Annotated in this window: 25 protein-coding genes; 17 read left to right on the forward strand and 8 right to left on the reverse strand. The window is 61.0% G+C overall.

The window, feature by feature from the left end:
• Nucleotides 1–434 precede the first annotated feature (434 nt).
• Nucleotides 435–1,013: an NADPH-dependent FMN reductase gene (locus AB7Z56_RS13550; protein WP_441256312.1), complete on the forward strand. Its 579-nt coding sequence runs from the start codon at nt 435–437 to the stop codon at nt 1,011–1,013.
• A 284-nt stretch (nt 1,014–1,297) separates the two neighbouring features.
• Nucleotides 1,298–1,714, forward strand: coding sequence for a hypothetical protein (locus AB7Z56_RS13555; RefSeq protein WP_441256313.1), 417 nt, complete (start codon nt 1,298–1,300; stop codon nt 1,712–1,714).
• A gap of 114 nt (nt 1,715–1,828) precedes the next feature.
• Here the strand turns inward: AB7Z56_RS13555 and AB7Z56_RS13560 are convergent, their stop codons facing one another.
• Nucleotides 1,829–2,035 (reverse strand): helix-turn-helix domain-containing protein, encoded by a 207-nt coding sequence (locus AB7Z56_RS13560; RefSeq protein ID WP_441256827.1) that lies wholly within the window; start codon nt 2,033–2,035, stop codon nt 1,829–1,831.
• Between the two features lie 673 nt (nt 2,036–2,708).
• Between AB7Z56_RS13560 and AB7Z56_RS13565 the strand changes: the two genes are divergently transcribed.
• Nucleotides 2,709–2,972, forward strand: coding sequence for a hypothetical protein (locus AB7Z56_RS13565; RefSeq protein ID WP_441256314.1), 264 nt, complete (start codon nt 2,709–2,711; stop codon nt 2,970–2,972).
• Nucleotides 2,973–3,081: 109 nt separating this feature from the next.
• Here the strand turns inward: AB7Z56_RS13565 and AB7Z56_RS13570 are convergent.
• Nucleotides 3,082–3,821 (reverse strand): IS5 family transposase gene (locus tag AB7Z56_RS13570; RefSeq protein ID WP_441256315.1). Its coding sequence is split into 2 segments (ribosomal slippage): nt 3,082–3,194 and nt 3,194–3,821, totalling 741 coding nucleotides; the frame shifts between segments, so codons are not numbered across the junction.
• 78 nt (nt 3,822–3,899) lie between these two features.
• Nucleotides 3,900–5,066 (reverse strand): FAD-dependent oxidoreductase, encoded by a 1,167-nt coding sequence (locus AB7Z56_RS13575; protein WP_441256316.1) that lies wholly within the window; start codon nt 5,064–5,066, stop codon nt 3,900–3,902.
• A gap of 73 nt (nt 5,067–5,139) precedes the next feature.
• Between AB7Z56_RS13575 and AB7Z56_RS13580 the strand changes: the two genes are divergently transcribed.
• A complete protein-coding gene (locus tag AB7Z56_RS13580) occupies nt 5,140–5,628 on the forward strand; it encodes a MarR family winged helix-turn-helix transcriptional regulator (protein ID WP_441256317.1) in 489 nt (162 codons plus the stop codon).
• A gap of 50 nt (nt 5,629–5,678) precedes the next feature.
• Here AB7Z56_RS13580 and AB7Z56_RS13585 read toward each other — a convergent pair whose 3' ends face one another.
• Genes AB7Z56_RS13585 through AB7Z56_RS13600 form a run of 4 tightly spaced genes read right to left on the reverse strand, consistent with a single transcriptional unit; the run spans nt 5,679 to nt 8,289 of the window.
• Nucleotides 5,679–5,999 (reverse strand): integrase core domain-containing protein, encoded by a 321-nt coding sequence (locus AB7Z56_RS13585; RefSeq protein ID WP_144030515.1) that lies wholly within the window; start codon nt 5,997–5,999, stop codon nt 5,679–5,681.
• Nucleotides 6,000–6,012: 13 nt separating this feature from the next.
• Nucleotides 6,013–7,386 (reverse strand): IS30 family transposase, encoded by a 1,374-nt coding sequence (locus tag AB7Z56_RS13590; protein WP_210168703.1) that lies wholly within the window; start codon nt 7,384–7,386, stop codon nt 6,013–6,015.
• A complete protein-coding gene (locus tag AB7Z56_RS13595; RefSeq protein ID WP_231145767.1) occupies nt 7,301–7,990 on the reverse strand; it encodes an IS3 family transposase in 690 nt (229 codons plus the stop codon). Before AB7Z56_RS13595 ends, AB7Z56_RS13590 begins: the two co-directional genes overlap by 86 nt.
• A complete protein-coding gene (locus AB7Z56_RS13600; RefSeq protein ID WP_063981905.1) occupies nt 7,939–8,289 on the reverse strand; it encodes a transposase in 351 nt (116 codons plus the stop codon). Before AB7Z56_RS13600 ends, AB7Z56_RS13595 begins: the two co-directional genes overlap by 52 nt.
• Before the next feature lie 312 nt (nt 8,290–8,601).
• Between AB7Z56_RS13600 and AB7Z56_RS13605 the strand changes: the two genes are divergently transcribed.
• From AB7Z56_RS13605 to AB7Z56_RS13625, 5 genes are all read left to right on the forward strand, one after another.
• Nucleotides 8,602–9,297 (forward strand): GntR family transcriptional regulator, encoded by a 696-nt coding sequence (locus tag AB7Z56_RS13605; protein ID WP_441256318.1) that lies wholly within the window; start codon nt 8,602–8,604, stop codon nt 9,295–9,297.
• Between the two features lie 82 nt (nt 9,298–9,379).
• Nucleotides 9,380–10,366, forward strand: a complete 987-nt coding sequence (gene trxB, locus AB7Z56_RS13610; protein ID WP_441256319.1) for a thioredoxin-disulfide reductase — start codon at nt 9,380–9,382, stop codon at nt 10,364–10,366.
• 116 nt (nt 10,367–10,482) lie between these two features.
• A complete protein-coding gene (locus AB7Z56_RS13615; protein WP_441256320.1) occupies nt 10,483–11,694 on the forward strand; it encodes a cation:dicarboxylate symporter family transporter in 1,212 nt (403 codons plus the stop codon).
• A 246-nt stretch (nt 11,695–11,940) separates the two neighbouring features.
• Nucleotides 11,941–13,386: a thioredoxin family protein gene (locus AB7Z56_RS13620; RefSeq protein WP_441256321.1), complete on the forward strand. Its 1,446-nt coding sequence runs from the start codon at nt 11,941–11,943 to the stop codon at nt 13,384–13,386.
• Complete coding sequence (locus AB7Z56_RS13625) at nt 13,383–13,937, forward strand: UGSC family (seleno)protein (RefSeq protein WP_441256322.1); 555 nt, start codon at nt 13,383–13,385, stop codon at nt 13,935–13,937. The genes AB7Z56_RS13620 and AB7Z56_RS13625 overlap by 4 nt, the downstream gene beginning before the upstream one ends.
• Nucleotides 13,938–14,400: 463 nt before the next feature.
• Here AB7Z56_RS13625 and AB7Z56_RS13630 read toward each other — a convergent pair whose 3' ends face one another.
• Nucleotides 14,401–15,024 (reverse strand): Lrp/AsnC family transcriptional regulator, encoded by a 624-nt coding sequence (locus AB7Z56_RS13630; RefSeq protein WP_441256323.1) that lies wholly within the window; start codon nt 15,022–15,024, stop codon nt 14,401–14,403.
• A gap of 527 nt (nt 15,025–15,551) precedes the next feature.
• On the opposite strand from AB7Z56_RS13630, the gene AB7Z56_RS13635 reads away from it, so the two are divergent.
• The 8 genes from AB7Z56_RS13635 to AB7Z56_RS13670 all read left to right on the forward strand — a co-directional run bounded on the left by AB7Z56_RS13635 (nt 15,552) and on the right by AB7Z56_RS13670 (nt 21,365).
• Complete coding sequence (locus AB7Z56_RS13635; protein WP_441256324.1) at nt 15,552–15,902, forward strand: VOC family protein; 351 nt, start codon at nt 15,552–15,554, stop codon at nt 15,900–15,902.
• Between the two features lie 75 nt (nt 15,903–15,977).
• On the forward strand, nt 15,978–16,484 hold the full coding sequence (locus tag AB7Z56_RS13640) for a flavin reductase family protein (RefSeq protein WP_441256325.1): 507 nt from the start codon (nt 15,978–15,980) through the stop codon (nt 16,482–16,484).
• Between the two features lie 9 nt (nt 16,485–16,493).
• Nucleotides 16,494–17,363: a branched-chain amino acid ABC transporter permease gene (locus tag AB7Z56_RS13645; protein ID WP_441256326.1), complete on the forward strand. Its 870-nt coding sequence runs from the start codon at nt 16,494–16,496 to the stop codon at nt 17,361–17,363.
• Nucleotides 17,347–18,378, forward strand: coding sequence for a branched-chain amino acid ABC transporter permease (locus tag AB7Z56_RS13650; protein ID WP_441256327.1), 1,032 nt, complete (start codon nt 17,347–17,349; stop codon nt 18,376–18,378). The genes AB7Z56_RS13645 and AB7Z56_RS13650 overlap by 17 nt, the downstream gene beginning before the upstream one ends.
• Nucleotides 18,375–19,100: an ABC transporter ATP-binding protein gene (locus AB7Z56_RS13655; RefSeq protein WP_441256328.1), complete on the forward strand. Its 726-nt coding sequence runs from the start codon at nt 18,375–18,377 to the stop codon at nt 19,098–19,100. Before AB7Z56_RS13650 ends, AB7Z56_RS13655 begins: the two co-directional genes overlap by 4 nt.
• The gene (locus tag AB7Z56_RS13660; protein ID WP_441256329.1) at nt 19,093–19,812 is read left to right on the forward strand and encodes an ABC transporter ATP-binding protein; all 720 of its coding nucleotides are present in this window, start codon (nt 19,093–19,095) and stop codon (nt 19,810–19,812) included. Before AB7Z56_RS13655 ends, AB7Z56_RS13660 begins: the two co-directional genes overlap by 8 nt.
• 17 nt (nt 19,813–19,829) lie before the next feature.
• On the forward strand, nt 19,830–20,597 hold the full coding sequence (locus AB7Z56_RS13665; protein ID WP_441256330.1) for an enoyl-CoA hydratase/isomerase family protein: 768 nt from the start codon (nt 19,830–19,832) through the stop codon (nt 20,595–20,597).
• Nucleotides 20,598–21,365: a creatininase family protein gene (locus tag AB7Z56_RS13670; protein ID WP_441256331.1), complete on the forward strand. Its 768-nt coding sequence runs from the start codon at nt 20,598–20,600 to the stop codon at nt 21,363–21,365.
• The last annotated feature ends 156 nt before the right edge of the window (nt 21,366–21,521 follow it).

Genomic DNA, 21,521 nt, shown 5'->3' on the forward strand with positions numbered 1-21,521 from the left:
ACGTTATCTTCCGCTCCTCCCCTGGCCCGGCGGACTATCGCCGGGCCCTTTTTCTTAAGCGGATGGGCGCATACGATAGCTGCCGTCAAGCCTCTTGTCTCTCACCGGCGGATAACCTTCTTCAGTATCTCCGCAAGCATTCGGAACTCTTGCTGGCTTAACGGGGAATACGTCTCACTGGAAATCTCTCCGACGGTCTCGATCCCGGCATCGGCTATTCGCCGACCTTTCTCGGTCAGGTCGATTTTCCGTCGGCTATGCCATGAAGTACGGTTCCAGAAGCCAAGTCGATCGGGCGACCGACCTTAGCTCGCGCCCGGTATCCAGGAAACGGTTCAGCCGGCTGTGGCAAGCTGGGATGCTGACGATGCTCGTAAAGGCGTAGCGCGCATTCGGCTCGATGAATCGGACTTAGAAACAAAAGGAGATGTAGCTTGCAATCACCTGTTCTCGTTATCGTGGGAAGCGTAAGGCCTCGACGCATTGCGCCGCAGGTTGCGGCTTGGATCGCCACGCTCGGGCGGGACGCGACGTCCTTATCATTCGAAGTGGTCGACCTATCGGACTGGCCGCTGCCGATGGATGACGAATCCGCAATGCCGAACACGGGTCAGTATGAGCACGAGCGTACACGTGCATGGAGCCACAAGGTCGCCGCCGCGCCAGCCTTTGTGTTCGTGACGCCCCAATATAATGGCGGCTATCCAGCGCCGCTCAAGAATGCGATCGACCACCTTTATAAGGAGTGGGCTGGAAAGCCGGCGATGATCGTCTGCTACGGCGGCCATGGCGGTGGCAAATGCGCCGAACAACTCGTGCAGGTCTGCCAATACGTCAAAATGAAGCCGGTCGCCGTTCGGCCGGCGCTCATGCTACCCCACGAACTCATCGTAGCCAATGCGGGCCAGATCGATCCGGCCGCCACATTTGCCGGCCAACTCGCCGAGGTCGAACAAGCGTTCGCGCAATTGAAAGACGCCTTGGCGGACGATCTGGTCGCTACTGAGGCATAGGGAACGCGTGAATCGCCCGGTCATGAGCTGGACGCACACAGAAGCCGCTAGGGCCAAGCGATGGATGCTGATCGTCGCCTCTGCGAAGCATGCACCCAAATAGCCGGTGACTGGCAGCTCCGCAGATCAACTTGGATAGGATTCGACGCAGCGCCACCTAACTGGCTTTAAAGGCGTATCATATGGTTTCGACCCCGCAGTAAGGCCAGCTCGATTATCCGATCGATGAATTCTCGAGAGAAGAGTTGCTCACGAATGCCCTTTAGTTCCCAACAGAAGCGTCATTGCACAGCGCGCTTTCCGACGCCCTGCGATCCTTCTTCAAAGATCAGCATAATGAACTCATCTGCACCGCTAACCGGCACAGCGAGCCAAGCGTAGCGCTAATGGGCACGCCGCGTTTACTCGGCAATGGCACGGTCGATTTCGAGATCCGCGAATCCGTGTCCACCAGCTTCGACAACATCCGCGAAAATGCTGCGATCGTCTTCATGGCCTATCTCCCTGGGCCAAGGGCGCGCGATTATTATGGAGCCCGGCTCTACGCCAAGGTCCGCGAGATCTGGACTAGCACCGGAAAAGTACGACACGACCCGCCAGGCAATCTTGAAAAGCATGGCGCCGAAAAAGCTGCAGGCGACCGTCAACTGCGTCGTTATGAAAGTCCGCCCGATCGTCGACCGCGGCCAGCGGTGGAATGACGCGCCTTCCGAGACAGTATAAATCGTCTCTCGACTTGCGGCACTGCAAGACAATGGCTTGGACGCTTCCGCCCGCTGGAAAATGGTTTGGCAAGCGACGGGCGCGCGGAGGCGTCACCGCTGCCGGGCTGGGGCGTGGAGAAAATAGCGCGCCGGCGTTGTCCCGAATGTGCGCCGGAACAGCGCGATGAACGCACTCACCGTTTCATAGCCGAGATCGAGAGCGATAGTGGTCACCGGAATTTCGTCGGCGAGCATTTCCAGCGCTCGCATCAGACGTACGCGCTGCCGCCACTCGGTGAAGCTGAACCCGGTTTCGATCGGAAATCATCGCGTCAGCGTCCGCACTGGCGTCCCGGCAAGGAGGGCCCACTCGTCTAGGCGTCGCTTATCGGCAGGATTGTCTGCCAGCGCGCGGGCAACCCGAAGGAGTCGTGGATCGGTTGGCATGGGCAAACCGAATTGCTCGCGCGGCAGCGAGCGGATTTCGTCACGAATTACCTCGGTGAGATGAGTTCTGGCCAAGCCTTGGTCGCTATCCAACCAAGTTGCCGCGCGGGCCACGCATTCGCGCAGTAAGCTCGACATTTGCATCGTTCTGGGTGCCGCCGGTAAGTCCGCACAGCAGTCCTCAGCGACATAAACGCTCCACCCGACGAAAGGTCCATGGGAGCACAGCGCATGAGAATGATGCGGCGGTATCCATACGCAATGAATCGCCGGTACAATCCAATGGCCCGAGTCCATGCCGACGGTCATGAGCCCATGCGTTGCCCCGAGAAGTTGTCCGCGCGCATGTTGATGCGCGGGAGTAACCCGCGGTTCGCCACCGTTTGCCAAGACGGCGACCAGCGGAGGGTTCGCGTCCGTATCGGCGCGGCTAGGTTCAATCAGTGGCTTCGACATGGCCTCAACTGCGTATTATATGGCCTAGATCGCGCAGCAACGCCAGCGTCACATGCTATTCTCGGGTTGTAATCGAAGGAGAAATACGGTGCGTGCAAAAGAAATGATGCCGGACGACGTCAACCAGGCTGTGATCAATGGAGTTAACGTTCGCAAAGGTTCTGTGGGTGCGTTTCTCGCCAATGCCCGGATGCTGGCTGCGCCCAAAACTAGCGTTGAGGATCGGGAAACGGCAGAGCGCGATGTGATCGAGGCGCTTCCGGCTTTGCAGGCCTTGGGGCTGTTCGATGTACTCGATATACGCGACGCACACCTTCGCGCCTTTGTCGAAGCGCACTCCGAGCCGCGCTAAGGAGCTAAAAGCGAGCTGTTTGGGTTTTGGACGCCACCAAGGAGGGGAGCGCCCTCCACCTCGCGATAGTGTCGCCGTCGCACAGTCGAGCGCTAGGGCTCAGACTCGTTCAGAGCCAGAAAGTGACGACTGTCGCGAGTGCGACGGCTGAGAGGAAGTTGGCGGCGAGCTTGTCGTAGCGGGTATGGATGCGGCGGAAATCCTTGAGGCGGCAGAAGGCATCTCGATGAGGTGACGGCTGCGGTATCGCTGCTTATCGTAGCGGATGGCGCGCTTGCGGTTGCGGCGGCCGGGTATGATGGGCGTAGCTCTCGCCTCGCGATCAAAGCGGCGCGAACGGTCGGAGTCGTAGCCCTTATCGCCGAGCAGGTAGCGCATACGCCCCGCACGTTTGAGAAGTGCGGGCGCGACCTTCATGTCGCTGACATTGCCGGGCGTCAGCATCAGCACATAGGGGCAGCCGATGACGACGGTGAGCGCGTCGTCCAACCGCCGCGCGAGCGGCCGATTGGCTGAGCGGCACGCCCCCTTTGCCCCGAACGCAGCCCGCTGCGCCTTGACGTAGGTGTTGTCGATGGCGGTGCTTCTCGTCACCGCGCCGGCATCGACCAGCGCGTCCAACAACTTGAGCCAGAACCCCTGGCGCGACCAGCGGTTGAACCGGTTGCAGACTGTCGTCGACGGCCCGTAGTCGGCCGGGCAGTCGCACCAGCGGCAGCCGACCTTCAGTACGTGCAGAATGCCGGAGATCACACGGCGATCATCGACACGCCGGGCGCCGGCTTGATTCTTCGGCAGACGCGGCTCGATCGTCGCCCACGCCTCGTCCGACAGCCAGAACAGCGCCACGCCTCGCCTCCCGCAATCCACGCTGCATGTGAATCAGGAAAGCCACTGCAGCTTCAACCCTCTGATTGCGTTTAAGCCTTAGCGTGCTGGTTGCGCCGCCTCCCTGGCGCCATGGCTGAAAGCTTCGAAACGGCGGAGGACGCGTTCAAGGGCATGCTCCGCAACAAACCCGCGAATACCTTCCAGCCCGATCGTAGCCGCGGGTTCCGCCCGCCGCATCATCCGACGCTCGACATCTTCTATCCTGCTGTCAGAGATTCCGTGCCGGGCAAGCGCCAGTCCCAGTTCGGCCGCATCCTGCAACGCGAGATTCACGCCCTCGCCACCAAACGGCGCCATGACATGCGCGGCATCCCCGATCAGCGTCACGCCATGTTGGTGTGGCCACGTGAATCCGGCGGGCAACCCCACGATCGGACGTTGAATGGGCAACTCATCGAACGCCTCGACAAACCGGAGCAGCGATGGCGCCCAGCCTTGCAAGAGGTTTCTCATATCGCAGCGGGCCGTCTCGACGGAGCCGAGGTTCACGGGGCCAGGCAACAGGTCTTTTTCCGGTACGGGTAGCATAAGGTAGATGTGGATTTCGCCACGGCTACTGCGCTGGGCCATCAAGCCACGATGATGTCCGATCGCACTGATCTTCCCGCGTGGCAGCATCGCAGCAAGGTCAGGGTGCCGCTCGTCGACCGAGGTGATGCGGATATCATAGGCGACAACGCCTGAATAAGCGGGCTTCACTGCCGTCAGCAGCGGCCGGACCCTCGACCATGCACCATCGGCGCCGACGACGAGATCGAAAGTGCCGAGCAGGCCCGCTTCGCCCATCACATCGAAACGCTCCGTCGCTTTCTTACTGATCTCGACGATCTTCACGCCCCAGCGCACGACGTCTGTTTCCAAGCTGTCGAGCAGGATTTGACGCAACTGGCTGCGATCGATCTCCGGCCTGGTGCCTGAGCCGAAGTCGGGCTCCTCAAAGCGCTTTCTACCATGCTCATCGTAGATGGCGCCGCCCTGATGGTCATATCGGGCAAGTTCGCGGAAGCGGTCATGGAGGCCGGCCACCTTCAGCGCCCATTGACCCGATGGCTCGTGAATATCGAGCGAGCCGCCCTGTTGACGCTCGAACGTACGCGCTTCGCGTTCGAACACTGTGGCAGCCACGCCATGATGCTGAAGGACACGAGCGAGCATCAGTCCGCCCGGCCCGCCGCCGATAATGGCGATTCCTCCCTTTTGCATGTTCGGCCTCTTAGGTTAGAAACATAGGCCTCTATATATCAATATCGGGCCCTATGCAATGAGGAGCGAACCAGTGAAGCAGGACAGCTGGAATCCCAGTGAATCGCCGACGATGCTGGCCACACGCTGCGCGCATCTTCTCGCACGGCAAAACGACAGCAGGTTCAGAGCGCTTGGGATAAGCGTCAATCAGCTACCTGTGCTCGTGCAGCTCAGGGACGGCAGTAGTCGGACGCAGGGCGAACTGACTCGCTTTGCCGGTATCGAACAGCCCAGCATGGCGGAGTTGTTGCGACGAATGGAACGCGACGGGCTGGTGGTGCGAGAGCCTAACCCGACCGACCGGCGGAGCAGCCTCATAAAGCTCGCCGATCATGTCTTCGATCAGATCGGCGCCGCCCGCGCCGCCCTGACTGAGACCAGCAACATAGCGCTCGAAGGCTTCTCGACCGAGGAGACTGAACTGCTGGTAGGGCTGCTACGGCGCATAATAGCGAACCTCGGCGACGACGATCGATGGTTCGTCGACGCCGCGAAGCGATCCTGGCCGCAGCCGACATGATGACCACGAGATGTTGCTGCTTTGGAGTGGGCCCCTCGGAGCAGACGGGGTCAGGCTGCTGGTTTGACCGTTCGCCGGGTGTGTTGATCCTCGAATTGCACAGGACTGAGATAACCGAGTGCCGAGTGAAGCCGTCGACGGTTGTAAACCTCCTCAAGGAAGCGCGGAAGGTTTTCGGCAACGTCGATGAAGGTTTCGAATGCCATCGGATAAACGGCTTCGACCTTGAGTGTCTTCATGAAGCTCTCCGCCGTGGCGTTGTCGTATGGGTTGCCGCGCCGGCCCATGGAGCCGATCAAGCCGTGGGCGGCAAGATGATCGCGATAGGCAGCCGCAGCGTATTGGGCGGATTCAAACGGTCGTCGCAACACCAGTTGTTTTCACTCATAACAGCAATTCGTCAAGCGCCTCCGCCGGCGTTTTCCAGCCTAGTGTCTTTCTCGGACGGGCATTGAGGGCCGCTGCCACAGCGGATATCTCGTCGGCGCTATGGATGCTGAGGTCTGTGCCTTTCGGGAAGTACTGTCGCAGCAACCCGTTGGTGTTCTCGTTAGTACCGCGCTGCCAAGGGCTTTGCGGGTCGCAGAAGTAGACCTGGATACCCGCATCGATCTTGAGACGATCGTGCTGAGCCATTTCGGCTCCCTGATCCCAGGTCAGCGAGCGACGCAGTTCTTCGGGCAAGGTGATGACGGTGCGCGTGATCGCGTCGCGCACGGCCTCGGCCCCGTGTCCCGCGAGCGCAGGTCCGTTCTTCGCGCGCGGAGCTTCGCCGTGCCCCGCCAACCGGGGAAGGTGCAATAGCATCGTGAAGCGCGTCGTGCGCTCGACCAGCGTGCCGATTGCCGAGCTGCCAAGACCGAGGATGAGGTCTCCCTCCCAATGTCCCGGCACTGCTCGATCGGCAGCTTCAGCAGGGCGCTCACTGATCATGATCTCCGGCGAGACAAACCCCTTGCCTCGCCTGCGTACGCGCGCCCTGGGCATCCGTAATACACGCCCGGTTCGCAAGCAGGCCGTCAGCTCGCGGCGCAGCGCCCCACGGCCCTGAACGAAGAGAGCTTGATAGATAGCTTCATGGCTGATGCGCATCGTCTTGTCGTCCGGGAAGTCGATCGGCAAGCGTCGGGCAATCTGCTCGGGACTCCAGGCTTTGGCCCATCGCCGATCCTTGCGTGGGCCATGCCGGCGGCCCTTCCACAGAACGGCGGGACCAGGAACGAGCGCGCCGCTCGGGGCTACGACGCCGCCAGCAAGTCTCTCCTCCACATAAGTGCGCAAGGTTGCATTGAGCGCAAGCTTGGTCGGCTTGGGTCGGCGGGCGGATCGATTCGCATGCCATTGGGCAGTTGTTGCCCGATACTCCAACCCGCCGCCGCGGGTAGCCGCGTTGCGTCGCAGTTCACGGGATATTGTCGAAGCAGCCCGCCCCAGGCGACGTCCAATCTCTTGCCTGGAATGGCCCTGCACCTTGAGGAGTGCGATCTCCTCGCGCTCTACCAATGAGAGGTACCGCCCGGAGAGTACCTTTGCCGAAGATCTGAACATCGCTGGTGGCATGCCGCCCGCCTTTCGGAATAATCTGCTTCCGACAGGTTGTGACAATCCGGCTTCCAGCGCAGCATCCTCGCTGCTTAGCCCCGCGGCAATCGCCAGCCAAAATCTATTCTGTTCATCGCGTCCTGCAACAGACGGCCGTCCTGGCGATGGCAATGGGGCTCGTCCTGACCGCGCCGATCGGCGCCTTACAACGTTCATCGCAACCTCCAACCTCCGAGTGTTGCGACGACCGTTTGAATCCGCCTTGTGATCCACGATCGGAATGATGCACGCAGCCGGGAGGTGGTTTGCGGCCTTCGATCGCGGCGGCCAGGGCCGCGAGCGTCAGCCGGGCGTCGATCGAGCGGCTGATGGCGTATCCGACCACTCGCCGTGACCAGGCATCCAAGATGACGGCGACATAGACAAAGCCGCCGGCGATGGCGACATATGTGATATCGGCCACCCAGAGTTGGTCGGTACCGGTGGGAGTGATGTCGGTGGCGAGATTCGGGAAGGTCGGCTGACCGTGATCGCTGTCTGTTGTCACCATGAAGCGGCGACGTAATCTCGGCTGAAGGTCATGCTCACGCATCAGGCGGCGGATCTTCTTGTGATTAACGATCAGGCCCTGCTGGCGAAGCGCAGCCTGGACGCGACGCCAGCCATAGTGCTCGAACTCGTCGCAGATAGTGGCGATCGCCTCAACGATCGCAGTATCATCGGCCGCCTTCTCAGAGCGGTCATAGTAAGTCGAGCGCGCAATCCCCATCAGCCGACATCCTTCCGTGACGGAGAGGCCGCGGGGCCGGTGATCGCGGATGTAGGCTCGCTTCTCCTCCGCGGTCGTGCATGCAGAGCCCCCTTTAGAAACTCGAGCTCCAGGGCCTGTTTCCCGACCAGCCTCTCGAGGGCGGCAATTCGCGCCTCATAATCCTGGAGAAGATCGGCCGCCGCCAAATCTTCATCGAGAGCGCCTGCCTGAAACTTCTCGACCCAGATCCGGATCAGATTGCGGGAGATGTCATGCCGCTTCGCGAGCCCGTGCAGCGTCTCGCCGCTCAGATACTCTTGCGACACCTGCCGTTTGAACTCGACGCTGTGGGTTCGGTGCTTTGCCATGGGCCTTCATCCTCTGAAAGCCCGGCCGTCCGGTCAATTACTGAAAGCCAACCTGTCCCCCCTGGAGGGCCCACTCCACTTATCGGGCCAACATCGCCCTTATCTGACAGCCGGTACAATGGCATGCCCCGTCCCATAATCCAGGACGTTATCAGGAAAGCTGCTTCGCCTCAGACCGGTGATAGAGGGCCCGAGACAGGTTAGCGAACGCAACCATCGAGCTACCCCCACTTTAGCCGGACGGCTTGCTGCAATGAGCCGGGCACCTGCTCATTTATTGCCCGCGATCAAGGAGTCTGGTATTCCAGTTGCATGGATCAATATGTAGACCTTGCTGCCCAGGCCGAGAAAACGATCCGCGAGGGCATCATTCGAGGCGAATTCGAATTCGGCGAGAAATTGTCGGATCGCGCGCTCGCTGCTTCCCTGGGGATCAGCAGAACGCCCGTGCGCGAGGCTCTCGCCAGTCTCGCCCGGGACGGGCTAGTTGTGATTCGTCCTCAGAGCGGCACTTTCGTCATGGTCCTGGATGAAGCGTCGGTCCGGATGTTGTGCGAGATGCGTACCGTCCTGGAGCTGGGTGCTCTCCGTCTTCTGGCGGATCACCCCGAAAAGCTAGCGGCCGCCGTGTCCAAGCAGATCGCCGCGGGCTCGCTCGCAGTCGAAGCACAGGACGTCGAGACCGCCGAACGGATGGATTCCGAATTCCATCAGGCTCTGGTTCACGCCGCGGAAAACCCGCTGTTGACGGACGCCTACCGGGTCATCACTCACAAACTCAATGCGATCCGCTACCGGCTTCCGGCCGATCTCGAACGGATGAGTCGGGCAGTCGAACAGCATCGACGGATCGTGGACTTGACCGTCACGGGCCGCATCGAAGAGGCAAACGTAGAACTCGTCTCGCATCTGAAGATCGTCCAGGGGCTTGCTTTGCAGATCGTCGGCAGCGAACTGACTGAAGCCACTGCGGGTCGACGCCCGAAGAGAGCCCTCCGAAACAAATAGCGCTCTCTTTAATACTGGAATTCCAGTTGACGATATATGCCGCTTTGTCCATAGCTGGAATTCCAGTTAGGGAGAAGATGGTATGGCTGATATTAAGACGCAGGTACTCATCATTGGCGCAGGCCCAGCCGGCTACAGCGCGGCTGTTTACGCGGCGCGGGCCAATTTGAAGCCGATTCTGGTCACGGGAATGCAGCCTGGTGGTCAGCTCACAACCACCACCGACGTCGAAAACTTCCCTGGGTTTGCTCGGGCGGTCCAAGGCCCCGACCTGATGGAGCAGATGCGGCAGCAGGCCGAGCACGTCGGCACGAGCATCGTCTTTGACACGATCATGTCGGTCGATCTCTCGCAGCATCCCATCGTTGCCCAGGGCGACTCCGGCGACACCTACCTGGGAGACGCGCTGATCATCGCCACCGGTGCCCAGGCGAAATGGCTCGGCAGTCCCGGCGAAGCAGATTATTCGGGATACGGCATCTCGGCTTGCGCGGTTTGCGATGGCTTCTTTTACCGCGGGAAGGAGGTCGTCGTCATCGGCGGCGGCAACACCGCGGTCGAAGAAGCTCTTTACCTCACGAACCATGCGTCCAAAGTCACGCTGATACATAGGCGGGACAAGCTCCGCGCGGAGCAGATCCTGCAGGATCGCTTCTTCGCCCGCCCGAAAATCGAAGTTGTCTGGAACGCTGAAGTCCTGGCGTTTCTCGGCGAGAGCGAGCCTTCGCGTCGTCTAACGGGACTACGGTTGCTGGACCGTATCACGCGAGTGGAGACGTCCGTCTCCGCCGAAGGCGCATTCGTCGCCATCGGCCACGACCCGGCCACCGCACTCTTCCGAGGCCAGCTCGACATGACGGATGCCGGTTACATCAAGATCGCGCCGTGGTCGACGGCGACCTCACGAAAGAATGTTTGGTCGGCCGGTGACGTGAGCGACGACCGCTACAAGCAGGCTGTGGTCGCCGCCGGGATGGGGTGCATGGCTGCACTAGAGGCGGAAAAGTACCTGGCGGAGCGGGCGGCGCCGAAGCCGTCGGCCGAGGAGGCGAGGGAGTCCGCAGAATAGGCCCAAAAGCCAATTGCTCAATCTGGAATTCCAGATTGCCAGTTTTTCGGTCGCGCGCCATAATTGGAATTCCAGTTGTGCTGCGATATGGCGGATGGTCCTGGGAGGTTTTTCCAATGTCGTCGTTGCTTCGTAAATTTTCGAGCAATCTTACAGCGCAGGTCGTGTTGGCCCTTTTGCTGGGTGCGATGGTTGGTGCGCTTTGGCCGAGCGTCGGCACCTCGATGCAGACGTTAAGCGACGTCTTCATCAAACTCATCAAGATGGTCATCCCGCCGATCGCCTTCCTGACAATCGTCATCGGCGTTGCCGAGGTCCGCGACTTGCGCCGCTTGGGTCGCGTCGGGGGGCAGGCGCTGATCTATTTCGAGGTCGTCTCTACGATCGCCCTGATCGTAGGTCTAATCGTCATGAATATGTTGAAGCCGGGCGCTGGCTTCGACAGGGCCGCCGTCAGCGGCCACGCCGTCGATATCTCGAAATATAAGGCAGCGCCGGTCGGATCGTACTTCTTCGATTTCCTGTCTGGCATCGTGCCCGACAACGCGGTCGCGGCCTTCGCGAAGGGTGACCTGCTCCAGATCGTCTTCTTTGGCGTTCTGTTCGGCTGCGCCGCCGTGCTGATCGGTGAACGCGCGAGGCCGTTCGTTTTGCTGGCTCAGTCGGCGAACGACATCCTGTTCAAGATCGTAGGGATGATCATGCGCCTTGCACCGGTCGGTGCGTTTGGCGCGATGGCATTTACCGTTGGTCGCCACGGCATCGGCTCGATCCTCGTGCTGGGCCACATGCTCCTCGCTGTCTACGTGACGTGCATCATCTTCCTCTTCGTGGTGCTTGGCGCGATCGCTCGATTGAATGGCTTCAGCTTCACGCGTTTTCTGCGCTTCATGAGCGACGAGGCGTTGATCGTGCTCGGCACGTGCTCGTCCGAAAGCGTGTTGCCCCGCCTGATGGACAAGCTCGAGCGCTTGGGATGCTCGCGTTCCAGCGTAGGCCTCATCTTGCCAGTCGGCTACTCCTTCAACGCGGACGGCACCGCGATCTATCTCTCGATGGCGGCGCTCTTCATCGCGCAGGCCTACGGAATCGAGATGTCGTTGGCCCAACAGTGCGGCCTTCTGCTGCTGTTGCTCATTACCTCGAAGGGATCCGGCTCGGTCGCAGGATCCGGATTCGTTGTGCTGGCCGCGACGCTGTCCGCCACGCACGTTCTGCCGGTCGAAGGCCTGGCCCTGCTGATCGGCATCGATCGTTTCATGTCGGAAGCGCGCTCGGTAACCAAATTATCGGAAACGGTGTCGCGACGGTTGTCGTCTCGAAGATGAGCGGGGAATTCGATCCCGTCCAGGCGGACGCGACCTACGCGGAGCGCTTCGGAACCGGCGTGAAATTCAACCTGAGACCCGTGACTGCATCAGCAGACCGTTCCCGGGTCCCCACGGCCGGGATCATGTCGCCCGAGCCGCAACCGGACTGAACTAAACATTCGATCTGGCGAATAACCGAAAGCGCCGATGCCGCCTCGCCGAATGGCGATGGAGGAGGGGGTGCAGCAACATGGAGGCAGTGCCTTGAATATCAACGTCAAACACCTGGACGGCGTCCTGATCTTCGCCAAACGCGAATGCGAGACCTGTCAGATGGTGGAGCAGGTGATCGGTCAGATCGCCGACAAGATACCGACCGTTGTCTACACTCAAGACGATCCCTCCTTTCCGTCAACCGTGTCGGCGCTTGACGACTCTGCGCTCGAATCGTCTTTTGCGTTCGACGTGGAGGCCGTGCCTACAATCGTCCGCATGCGGCATGGCAAGGAGGTCGCCCGCACCTTCGGCTGGAGCCGCGCGGATTGGGAGAAACTCACGGGTCTTGAGGGATTGGGCGAAGGATTGCCCGAGATGCGGCCGGGCTGTGGTTCGAAGTCACGCGAGCCGGGCGTCTACGATGTCTTGCGTGCGAAGTACGGCAAGCTCGATTTCAAAACGCGGCAGATCAGGCTCGGAGAATGGGATGACGAGATCGAAGCCTGCTTCGATCGTGGATGGAGCGATGGCCTTCCTGTTGTTCCTCCGACGGATGTGCGCATTCTCCGCATGCTGGAGGGCACCTCGCGCAAGCCCGACGAGATCATCGGCGCCGTGCCTCCGAACCTGTCGCCGATCACCGTTGAGAAGGTCGCAGTGAATGCCGTGATGGCGGGCTGCCGTCCCGAGTACATGCCAGTGGTTCTGACGGCGCTGGAGGCGGCGCTGGACCCGCTGTTCACGATGCACGGCCTGCTCTGCACGACGTGCTTCTCAAGCCCGATCATCGTCGTGAACGGACCGGTCGCGCGGGAAATCGGCATGAACTCCGGCATCAACTGCCTCGGCCAAGGTAATCGCGCCAATGCGACCATCGGCCGGGCGCTTCAACTGATCATCCGCAACGTGGGCGGCGGCCGTCCCGGCGAACTCGACCGCGCCGTCCTCGGCGGTCCAGGCAAGTACACGTTCTGCTTTGCGGAGGACGAATCGGATCCCTCGTGGATGCCTCTGTCGGTCGCGCGTGGGATCGAGCCCGGGAAGAACGCCGTAACGCTCTTCCAGGGCGATGGCATACAAGGGTTCATCGACCAGCGGTCGAGGACTCCCGAGCAACTCACGAAATCGCTAGCCATGTCCTTGCTGGCCGTCGGGCACCACAAGTTGTGCGAATTCACGAACGCCTTGTTGGTCCTCGTTCCGGAGCACTATGCCATCTTCCGCGAAGCCGGGTGGGATCGCGGGCGCATCACCGAAGAACTTCACAGGGCGATGGTGCGTCCCGGCAAGGACGTCATACAGGGCGCCCATGGCGTCGGCGAAGGGGTCGACACGCGCCGGGCGGACGAGATGGTTAACAAGTTCTGGCCGGAAGGTCTGCTGATCGTGCAGGCGGGCGGACAGGCAGGCTTGTTCTCGGCGATTTGCGCTGGTTGGACTGGCGGCCGGTTTCGCAATGAATCCAAACCAGTGACAATGGAGATCACAACATGAAATACGGCATCAGCTTTCGTGACCCCACCGCGGAGACTGCATCGGAGTTGCGCGAACGGGCGGCGCCACTCGACTCGGTCGTCGGTAAGACCATCGCGCTCATGGACATCGGAAAAATGCGCGGCGACGAGTTCATCGACCGTCTCGAACAGCTCTGCACAGAGCGCGGTATCGAGACGCGTAGGTACAAGAAGCCCACCAACACGCGGGTAGCCCCTCGCGAGATGATCAAGGATATCGCGGACAATTGCGATGCCGTCATCATCGCGCTGTCCGACTGCGGATCCTGCACGTCGTGCTCTACGCACGACCTGAACGATCTCGACAAGAAGGGACTCGCCGGTGTCAGCGTACTGACTACCGAGTTTCAACAAGCTTTCGAGTCTCAAAAGGGAGCGATCGGGCTCGACGCTGCAGCAGTTTACGTACCTCATCCTCTGCAGAACAAAACGACAGCCGAACTCCATCAGTGGGCGAATGCAGCGGTGGACAAGATTCTCCAGGCCATCGCGCTCGATAGCTCGTCTGTGACCGCTTTGGAAACTGTCTGAACAGGGGCGGCCCGCAAGAGATAATAATCAGCGGCCGTCGCCGCTTAACCGGCGGTTCCCGGTTGCAAATTTGCGCACAGACCAAACTCAATTTTCCGCCCGTAGCCGAATTGGTGGATCGTTGATTTGGGAAGGTCGAAAATGCTTTATCCTTCAATAGGGATTGACTGACATTCTCTCCGCCAGATGCACGATTTCGTGCGCCAAACTACGATTTCGCGCAATCCGCAGCGATCCGCAAAAATGGCTAGGCGGCCCCCGTGGGATAAGGTCAGGCCGCTATCGGGCCCCTAAAGCGACAAGATGTAGATCGCGAAATCGGACCATAGAGAAGCTGCAGCGACGAGACATGATTGCTCGCATCGATGCTCGGGTTTCGTGACAGAGCGTCTCGATCGCCTTGTCGGTGCGGTGCCTGCGAGCGGCGCCAGTTGCCGCGCCGAGGCTGGGAGTTGCCCGATCGCTAGAAGCTGGCCGCATTGTGGTCGAGCGCGCGCGAAGTCTCGATGCTCATGCCGTCAATTCGCGTCTGAAGGGCGGCGTCGTAGTGTGACTTGGCCGGTCTCTCGATGCGCCTGGAGGCCGGACTGCGCGTCTTGATCTGAACGGGCTGATTGGAGTCGATAGGAAGTATCGTCTTGTGAGAAATCCGCTTCAAGGCCAGGTTTGACCGAATGCTGGTAACGCCCGGTATGCGCGAGAGCTTGTTCACGATGAGGTCTTCAAGCGCCTCGATGTCGGACACCATCACACGCAGAAGATAATCGCTATCGCCCGTCATCAGGTAACACTCCATCACCTGGTTCAGGCGATCGATTGAGCGCGTGAAGTTCTCGAGTGATAGCTGGACCTGCTTTTCAAGCTTGACCTGGATGAACGCAGTAACGCTGATCCCGACGACTGCCGGATCCAGCACGGCAATTCGCCGGTCGATCACGCCGAGTTTCTCAAGCGTGCGAACGCGGGCGAGGCAGGGTGAAGGTGAGAGATTGACGCGCGAAGCAAGCTCGACGTTGGTCAAGTCGGCGTTCTGTTGCAGTTCATTCAGAATCTTGATGTCTATCCTGTCCAGAGCCGTCGTTGTCATTCGATTTCTCCCTGGCCAACTGTGGCTTCGTCGAGGCCCGGTCCCGCGCGTTATCTCGCGTGGTGACATCTCAATGACAGCGATGCTAACCGCAGTCGCGACCGTGGGAATTTCGACAAAATGACGACTTGTATCGAAAAACGGTCAATCTGCCTGGGGCTGACACGCGCCGAAACAGAGGTCGCCCGATAGATCGTGGCGAGCGAGACGTCCGTATCGCGATGCGGGTCGTTAAGGATTGCGCAACGCGAGATCTCTCTACGATCGCGATCCTGTGTTGAGAACGGCCGATTCCTTCGCAAAGCCGGCGAGAGGGTCCAGCAAAGATGGATCGCCTCCGCTCGCCGCGCAGGCCCGGTGAGGAATGACGCCAAGGCCTACATACCGCGGCACGATATGCTGCGCGATGAGGTGGTGCCCCACCAGTTTGAGCATTAATGCCGGCCGAACGGCGCGATTGTCGCGGGGACAATCGAGCTCGCGGAAAATCGCAGATCGACGCCCTGTTCGGAATCGGGAGTGAGAAAGTGAAACTCAAGCACGTCTATCTTACTGCCGCCGACCCCGAAGCATTGGCCAAGTTCTACGAAGCGCTCGGATTGACGATCCGGTTCGCGGATCGTGGCAAATGGATTCAGTTCGTCGGAGAAAAGGCCGCGCTCTGTGTCGCGAGCCCGGCCGAATCCGTTTCTGAACCGTCCCGGAATGCTGTCCTCGTATTCGAGGTGGACCACTTGGAGACGGTTCTGGAGCGTGCGCGGGCGCAGGGGGCTGAGGCGCTCGGCGAAATTCGGGACATGGGCGAGCACGGTCGCGTGGCCCATTGCGCGGACCCGGAACGCAATACGATTCAGCTCTTTCAAGCCGCGACTAAATAGGGCGGCAAGCCCGCTCTCGACTGCTTGGTCCAACGTATCGGGGAATCCATCACCATGAACGTCCGAGTGCCGCCCATGCCTACCCAGGAAATCCCGGTGTTCAGCAGCACGGAATTCCGCAGCGCGATGCGCAACGTCCCCGGCGCCGTGTCCATCGTGACGACCGGGACGCAACCGGGCAGGCACGGTTTGACGCTGACGGCCGGCTGCTCGGTATCGACCGATCCATCGAGCGTGCTCGTCTGCGTCAACAAGGCGGCGGACGCCCACGATACGATCAAGCAGAGTGGATCGTTCTGCTGGAATATCCTCGCGGCGGATCACGCCGCGCTGGCGCAGAAATTCGCAGGCCAGGACGGCAGCAAGGGGGATATCCGCTTCGGTGACGGTTTGTGGCGCGGACTCGCAACGGGGGCACCGAGCCTCGTCGAGGCGATCTGCAGCTTTGATTGCCGGGTGTCCGATTCGTACGACGCCGGCAGTCATACCATCTTCATCGGCAAGGTGGTCGCGCAGGCGATGAACGCCGATCGCGACCCTCTTGTCTATGTGAAGGGCGAATTCACCGTGCCGAAGCGCTAGCGGCCAGCCATGCTGTCACTCTGGCTCAATGTTATCGCGAGCGGCGTGCTGATCGGCCTCGTCTACGGGCTCGTGGCGCTGGGCCTGACGATCATTTTCGGCGTCATGCGCGTCGTCAACTTCGCGCACGGTGAGATGGTCGTGTTCGGCGTCTACATCGGCTATTGGGCCGTCCGCCTCTGGGACGTTCCGATCATCGTCGCGGCGGCGATCGCGGCGGTCGTGATGTTCGTCTTCGGCTATTTGCTGGAGACGCTGGTCGTCAAACGGTTTGTCAACCGGCCGCATCACTATCAATTCATCGTCTTTATCGGCCTGTCGCTCCTTTTCACCGGCGCCCTGCTCGTGGCGTTCGGACCGGATCCGCGCCCCACGGCATCCCAGCTGTCGTTTCACACCGTATCGCTCGGCGTTGTGACGCTGGATCTGGCGCGGCTTCAGGCGGCGGCAACCGCTGGCCTGCTCATTGTCCTCTTGGGAGCGTATCTGAAATTCTCAGCGTTTGGCCGCTCCTTGCGCGCGGCCGCGGACAATCGGCTGGGCGGTCTCGTCGTCGGGCTGAACATTCCCCGGGTCTATGCGGTGACGTTCGGTATCGGCGCGGCCTGTGCGGGCGTCGCCGGCGCATTGATATCCCCCCTGTTCGATGCCCAGCCCTATCTCGCCGTCGACTTTACCCTGCTGGCCTTCGTGACTGTGATCGTCGGGGGTCTCGGCAGCTTCGGTGGAGCGCTGCTGGGCGGCCTCGTCATCGGCGTGGCCGAGGCCATTGCGGCCTTGATGTTCACGCCGTCGATGAAGACCGCGCTTCCTTACGCGCTCGTGATCATCATTCTGGTTTTCCTTCCGAGAGGCTTCTTCGGTGCAAAAGAGATTTGAGGGCGCGATCGACATCAAGCGGTGGCTCGCCGGAGCACTGGTCTTCGCGATCCTTGCTTTGGTCGGCGCGCTGGCAAATCCGTACCTCATCTCGCTGCTGACGATCGTGCTGCTGTTCACGTTTCTCGGCCAATCCTGGAACTTGATGCTCGGGATTGGTGGGCAACTGTCGATCGGCCATGCGCTCTTTGTCGGCCTGGGGGCCTATTCAGTGGGCGTGCTGGAGGTGAAGTACGGCATTTCTCCGTGGATCGGCCTGCTGCTTGGAATGTGCATTGCCGGGTCCGTCGGCGCGGTGCTGGCGTGGCTGAGCTTCCGGTTCGAGGTGCGTGGAATCTATTTCGCACTGCTGACGATCGCTGCCGCGGAGTTCGCCAGGATCTTGTTCAGCGGCTGGGCATTCGTCGGCGCCATGCAGGGCCTGTTCTTTCCTGCGCCGACGAACGCGATCGATATCGCGATGCTGCGCGGCGACGCCCGCTTCTACTACTTCGTCGCGCTTGCACTGGCGGCGCTCGGGATCGCCGGAACGGAACTGATCTCGCGATCGTATCTCGGATATGTCTGGCGCGCGATGCGGGACGACGAGCAGGCGGCGCGCGCGCTCGGCGTTCGCACGTTCCGGCACAAGATCCTGGTGATCACGATATCGGCGGCGACGGCGGCCGCCGGTGGTGGAGTTCTGGCGCTGGTGCAGGGATCGATATTTCCGGACTCGATCATGGGCATGGGCCTCTCCGTGGACGTCCTGATCGGGCCCGTGGTCGGCGGGCTGGGCATGACGTTCGGTCCGCTGGTCGGGGCGCTCACAGCCATTCCGCTGAACCATTTGATGGGCGCCCTCGGCGACCATCTCCGGATCCCCGGGCTGAACAACATCACCTACGGCGTCGTTCTGATTTCGGTGATCTGGTTCCTGCCCGACGGCATCTGGCCGGCGATCGTCCGGCTGTGCAAGACGATCCAGCTGCCGTCCCGGGTGTGGCTGCCGCAACCGCGGAAGGCCGAAGAATGACCGTCCTGCTCGAGGTCAAGAACCTGTCCCGATCGTTTGGGGGATTGGTCGCGGTGAACAATGTCAGCTTCGCGTTGAAGGCCGGACAGATCACCGCGCTGATCGGGCCGAACGGCGCGGGAAAGACCACATGCTTCAATCTCGTCGCAGGCGCGCTGCGGCCCACAAGCGGTCAAGTGGTCTTCGAAGGACGCCCGATCGAGAATACGCCGCCGGAGGCCGTCTGCAGGATGGGGATCGGAAGGACATTCCAGATCGTGCGGCCGATGCGCGACATGTCGGTGCTCGAGAACGCCATGGTCGGCGCCTTCAGCTGGACTACGAACGTCAACGAAGCCCGATCGACGGCCTACGAGTCGCTCGACAGCGTCGGATTGGCCGGCAAGGCCGATGCGCGGACGGACCAGCTCACCCTGCCGGATCGGAAGATGCTGGAAACGGCCAAGGCGCTATCGACACGACCCAAACTGCTGCTGCTGGACGAGGTGATGGCAGGCCTCCGGCCCACCGAAGCCGCTGGCGTCGTTCGCGTGCTGCAGAGGCTTGCCGAAACTGGCCTCACGATCCTTCTCGTCGAGCACGTCATGCGGATCGTGATGGAGGTCGCCTCGCGTGTCGTCGTGCTTCATCACGGCGCCAAGATCGCCGAAGGACGCCCTGGCGAGGTGGTCGCGGACCCGCGGGTTCTTAAGAGCTATCTGGGGACGGACTTCCATGCCTGACGAGGCGCTATTATCGATCGACGGGCTTTGTGTTGCCTACGACGGATCGAACGCCCTGAACGGCGTCTCCTTACGGATCCACAAGGGCGAGTTGATCTGCGTCGTCGGTGCGAACGGTGCCGGAAAGACCTCGCTCATCAGATCGATCGCGGGCATCGTTCCATCTTCGGGTGGCGTAGTGAAGATGAACGGCGTCGATATCACCGGGATGCCGCCGTGGGAGATCTGCGAACGTGGGATCGCGCAGGTCGCCGAAGGCCGGCAGATTTTTGGAAGCCTCTCGGTCGAGGACAACCTGCTGCTAGGCGGATCGCTCAAACGCGCCAGGGCCAGTCAGTCCGAAACACTCGCATTCGTCTACCAGTTGTTCGAGCGGCTTCGCGAGCGCAGGCGGCAATTGGCCGGGACCTTGTCCGGCGGCGAGCAGCAGATGCTGGCGATTGGGCGCGCGATCATGGCGAAGCCCGAAATCGTCATGTTCGATGAGCCGTCGATCGGACTGTCGCCCGCCCTGACGGAGGTGATGTTCGGCGTCGTGAAGTCGTTGCACGCGCAGGGCATCACGGTGCTGCTGGTCGAGCAGAACGTCGCGAAATCGCTCGCCTTGAGCAATCGCGGCTACGTGCTGGAAAACGGCTCGATTGTGCTGCACGGATCGAACGACGAATTGCTGAGCAATTCAGAGGTTCAGCGGGCCTATCTTGGAATGTAGCTGGCTGGTGCAATACCATGGAGCATGATGACGCCCTTATCATCGAACGCGATGGCGACATCGTCACGATGACGATGAACAGGCCGCCAGCAAATGCGTTGAATAACGCGCTGGTCAGCCGCCTGCTGGATGCCATTCGCGCCCTGTCCGCGGAGGCGTCACCGCCAGGCATCGTTCTGACCGGCGCAGGTGATCGCTTCTTCAGCGCGGGTGGCGACATCAAGGAAGTGGCGGGCATCGAGATATCGAGGCCGCGCATGCGGACTTTCCACGCGCTGCTGTGCGAGATGGAGCGATATTCCGCTCCGCTCGTGTGTGGCGTTCGCGGGTACGCGGTCGGCGGCGCGCTGGAATTTCTCCTGTTTGCCGATTACGCCGTCGCCAATCGCGAATGCATGATCGGGTTTCCGGAAATCAATCACGGCCTCTTGCCGGCCGCCAAGGGAATGCGGCACGCGGTCCGGAAACTGGGACTTCGGGAAGCCCAGGTACTGCTTTATCGGGGCGAGTTGGTCGGCGCACAGAAAGCGCTGTTGATCGGAGCGATCAACGAGATCGCTGCCACCACGCATGTAATTAGTCGTTCCGTGGAGATCTGCCGGAATCTGCGTGCGAAGGAACAAAAGCTGTTTGCCGCGATCAAGCGCTCGTTGAACTTGACGGGACCGATGGATGACGCTTCGCTGGAGGCGATGACGATTGACGATCTCGGCGCCTATCTGTCCGAGGACAGTTCGGCAGATGCGCGCGCCCGATTTCTCTCGAAGAACTCAACGAAGGCATGAATGACATCCCTCGCGCCGCCTGACCACCTCCACCTTGAGCTCATGAGCTTCGAGGACGTATCGGATGCTGTGGCGAGCGGGAGCTCGACGGTCCTGATACCATGCGGCGCTGTCGAGCAGCATGGGCCGCATCTTCCGCTATGCATGGATGCCGATCACGCGGACGCGCTAGCCGTCAACGTGGCGCGGCGGCTTGGCAGGGCGCTGATAGCGCCAATGATCAGGGTCGGCTGTTCGGCCCACCATCTTGTCTTTCCTGGCACCATCTCGCTTCGGCCTGAAACCTTCGAAGCGATCTGCCTGGATTACTGCACGAGCCTCGCGCGGCATGGCTTCAAGCGGATCCTGCTGTTCTCCGGGCATATCGGAAATTTTCCCGTCTTGCGCGACATGCTTCCGCGGTTGAGGCGCGCGGTTCCGCAGGACGTCGAGATCGATGCATTCTGTGACTCCATTGCCTGGATCGACAGGTGGCGACATGCCGTCAAGGACACTGGAGGCGACCCGAACGCGGTCGGAGGGCATGCCGATATCGCGGAGACGTCGCTCATGATGTTGCTTCGCCCGGATAGCGTGCGGCTCCATCGGTTCGAAGTGGGGCACCTCGGTGCGCTCTCCGAAGCGCAGCTTCAGTCGATGTGGAAGAACGGGATCAAGTCGGTCACTGACAACGGCATCATTGGCGACCCGCATGGTTCGACGGCCGAAATCGGCGCGTGGTGTCTCGACGCGATCGCGGATCTGCTGGCCACTTCGTTCCGCAAGTGAGGCGACGCGGCTTCCGTGCCGCCGGGAGGGCGATGCTGCGATCGCAGGCCTTGGTCAGAGGCTCGAATGTGATCCGCCTGCCGACAGCATAAAATTCGGAAAGTTACGCAGCCGCGGCCAGCATTCGGGCGAAAATGTTGCTGCGCCTGTGAAACG

The organism is Bradyrhizobium sp. 482_C4_N1_8, assembly GCF_052075965.1.
In the GTDB taxonomy this organism is placed as follows: domain Bacteria; phylum Pseudomonadota; class Alphaproteobacteria; order Rhizobiales; family Xanthobacteraceae; genus Bradyrhizobium; species Bradyrhizobium barranii.

Excerpts from the sequence above, each read along its gene's own strand:
- AB7Z56_RS13645 (WP_441256326.1), top strand. The coding sequence starts at position 16,494 with ATGCTGTCACTCTGGCTCAATGTTATCGCGAGCGGCGTGCTGATCGGC.
- AB7Z56_RS13605 (WP_441256318.1), top strand. The coding sequence starts at position 8,602 with ATGGATCAATATGTAGACCTTGCTGCCCAGGCCGAGAAAACGATCCGC.
- AB7Z56_RS13575 (WP_441256316.1), bottom strand. The coding sequence starts at position 5,066 with ATGCAAAAGGGAGGAATCGCCATTATCGGCGGCGGGCCGGGCGGACTG.
- AB7Z56_RS13625 (WP_441256322.1), top strand. The coding sequence starts at position 13,383 with ATGAAATACGGCATCAGCTTTCGTGACCCCACCGCGGAGACTGCATCG.
- AB7Z56_RS13670 (WP_441256331.1), top strand. The coding sequence starts at position 20,598 with ATGACATCCCTCGCGCCGCCTGACCACCTCCACCTTGAGCTCATGAGC.
- AB7Z56_RS13655 (WP_441256328.1), top strand. The coding sequence starts at position 18,375 with ATGACCGTCCTGCTCGAGGTCAAGAACCTGTCCCGATCGTTTGGGGGA.
- AB7Z56_RS13665 (WP_441256330.1), top strand. The coding sequence starts at position 19,830 with ATGGAGCATGATGACGCCCTTATCATCGAACGCGATGGCGACATCGTC.
- AB7Z56_RS13615 (WP_441256320.1), top strand. The coding sequence starts at position 10,483 with ATGTCGTCGTTGCTTCGTAAATTTTCGAGCAATCTTACAGCGCAGGTC.
- AB7Z56_RS13630 (WP_441256323.1), bottom strand. The coding sequence starts at position 15,024 with ATGACAACGACGGCTCTGGACAGGATAGACATCAAGATTCTGAATGAA.
- AB7Z56_RS13640 (WP_441256325.1), top strand. The coding sequence starts at position 15,978 with ATGCCTACCCAGGAAATCCCGGTGTTCAGCAGCACGGAATTCCGCAGC.
- AB7Z56_RS13590 (WP_210168703.1), bottom strand. The coding sequence starts at position 7,386 with ATGAACGTTGTAAGGCGCCGATCGGCGCGGTCAGGACGAGCCCCATTG.
- AB7Z56_RS13660 (WP_441256329.1), top strand. The coding sequence starts at position 19,093 with ATGCCTGACGAGGCGCTATTATCGATCGACGGGCTTTGTGTTGCCTAC.
- AB7Z56_RS13600 (WP_063981905.1), bottom strand. The coding sequence starts at position 8,289 with ATGGCAAAGCACCGAACCCACAGCGTCGAGTTCAAACGGCAGGTGTCG.
- trxB (WP_441256319.1), top strand. The coding sequence starts at position 9,380 with ATGGCTGATATTAAGACGCAGGTACTCATCATTGGCGCAGGCCCAGCC.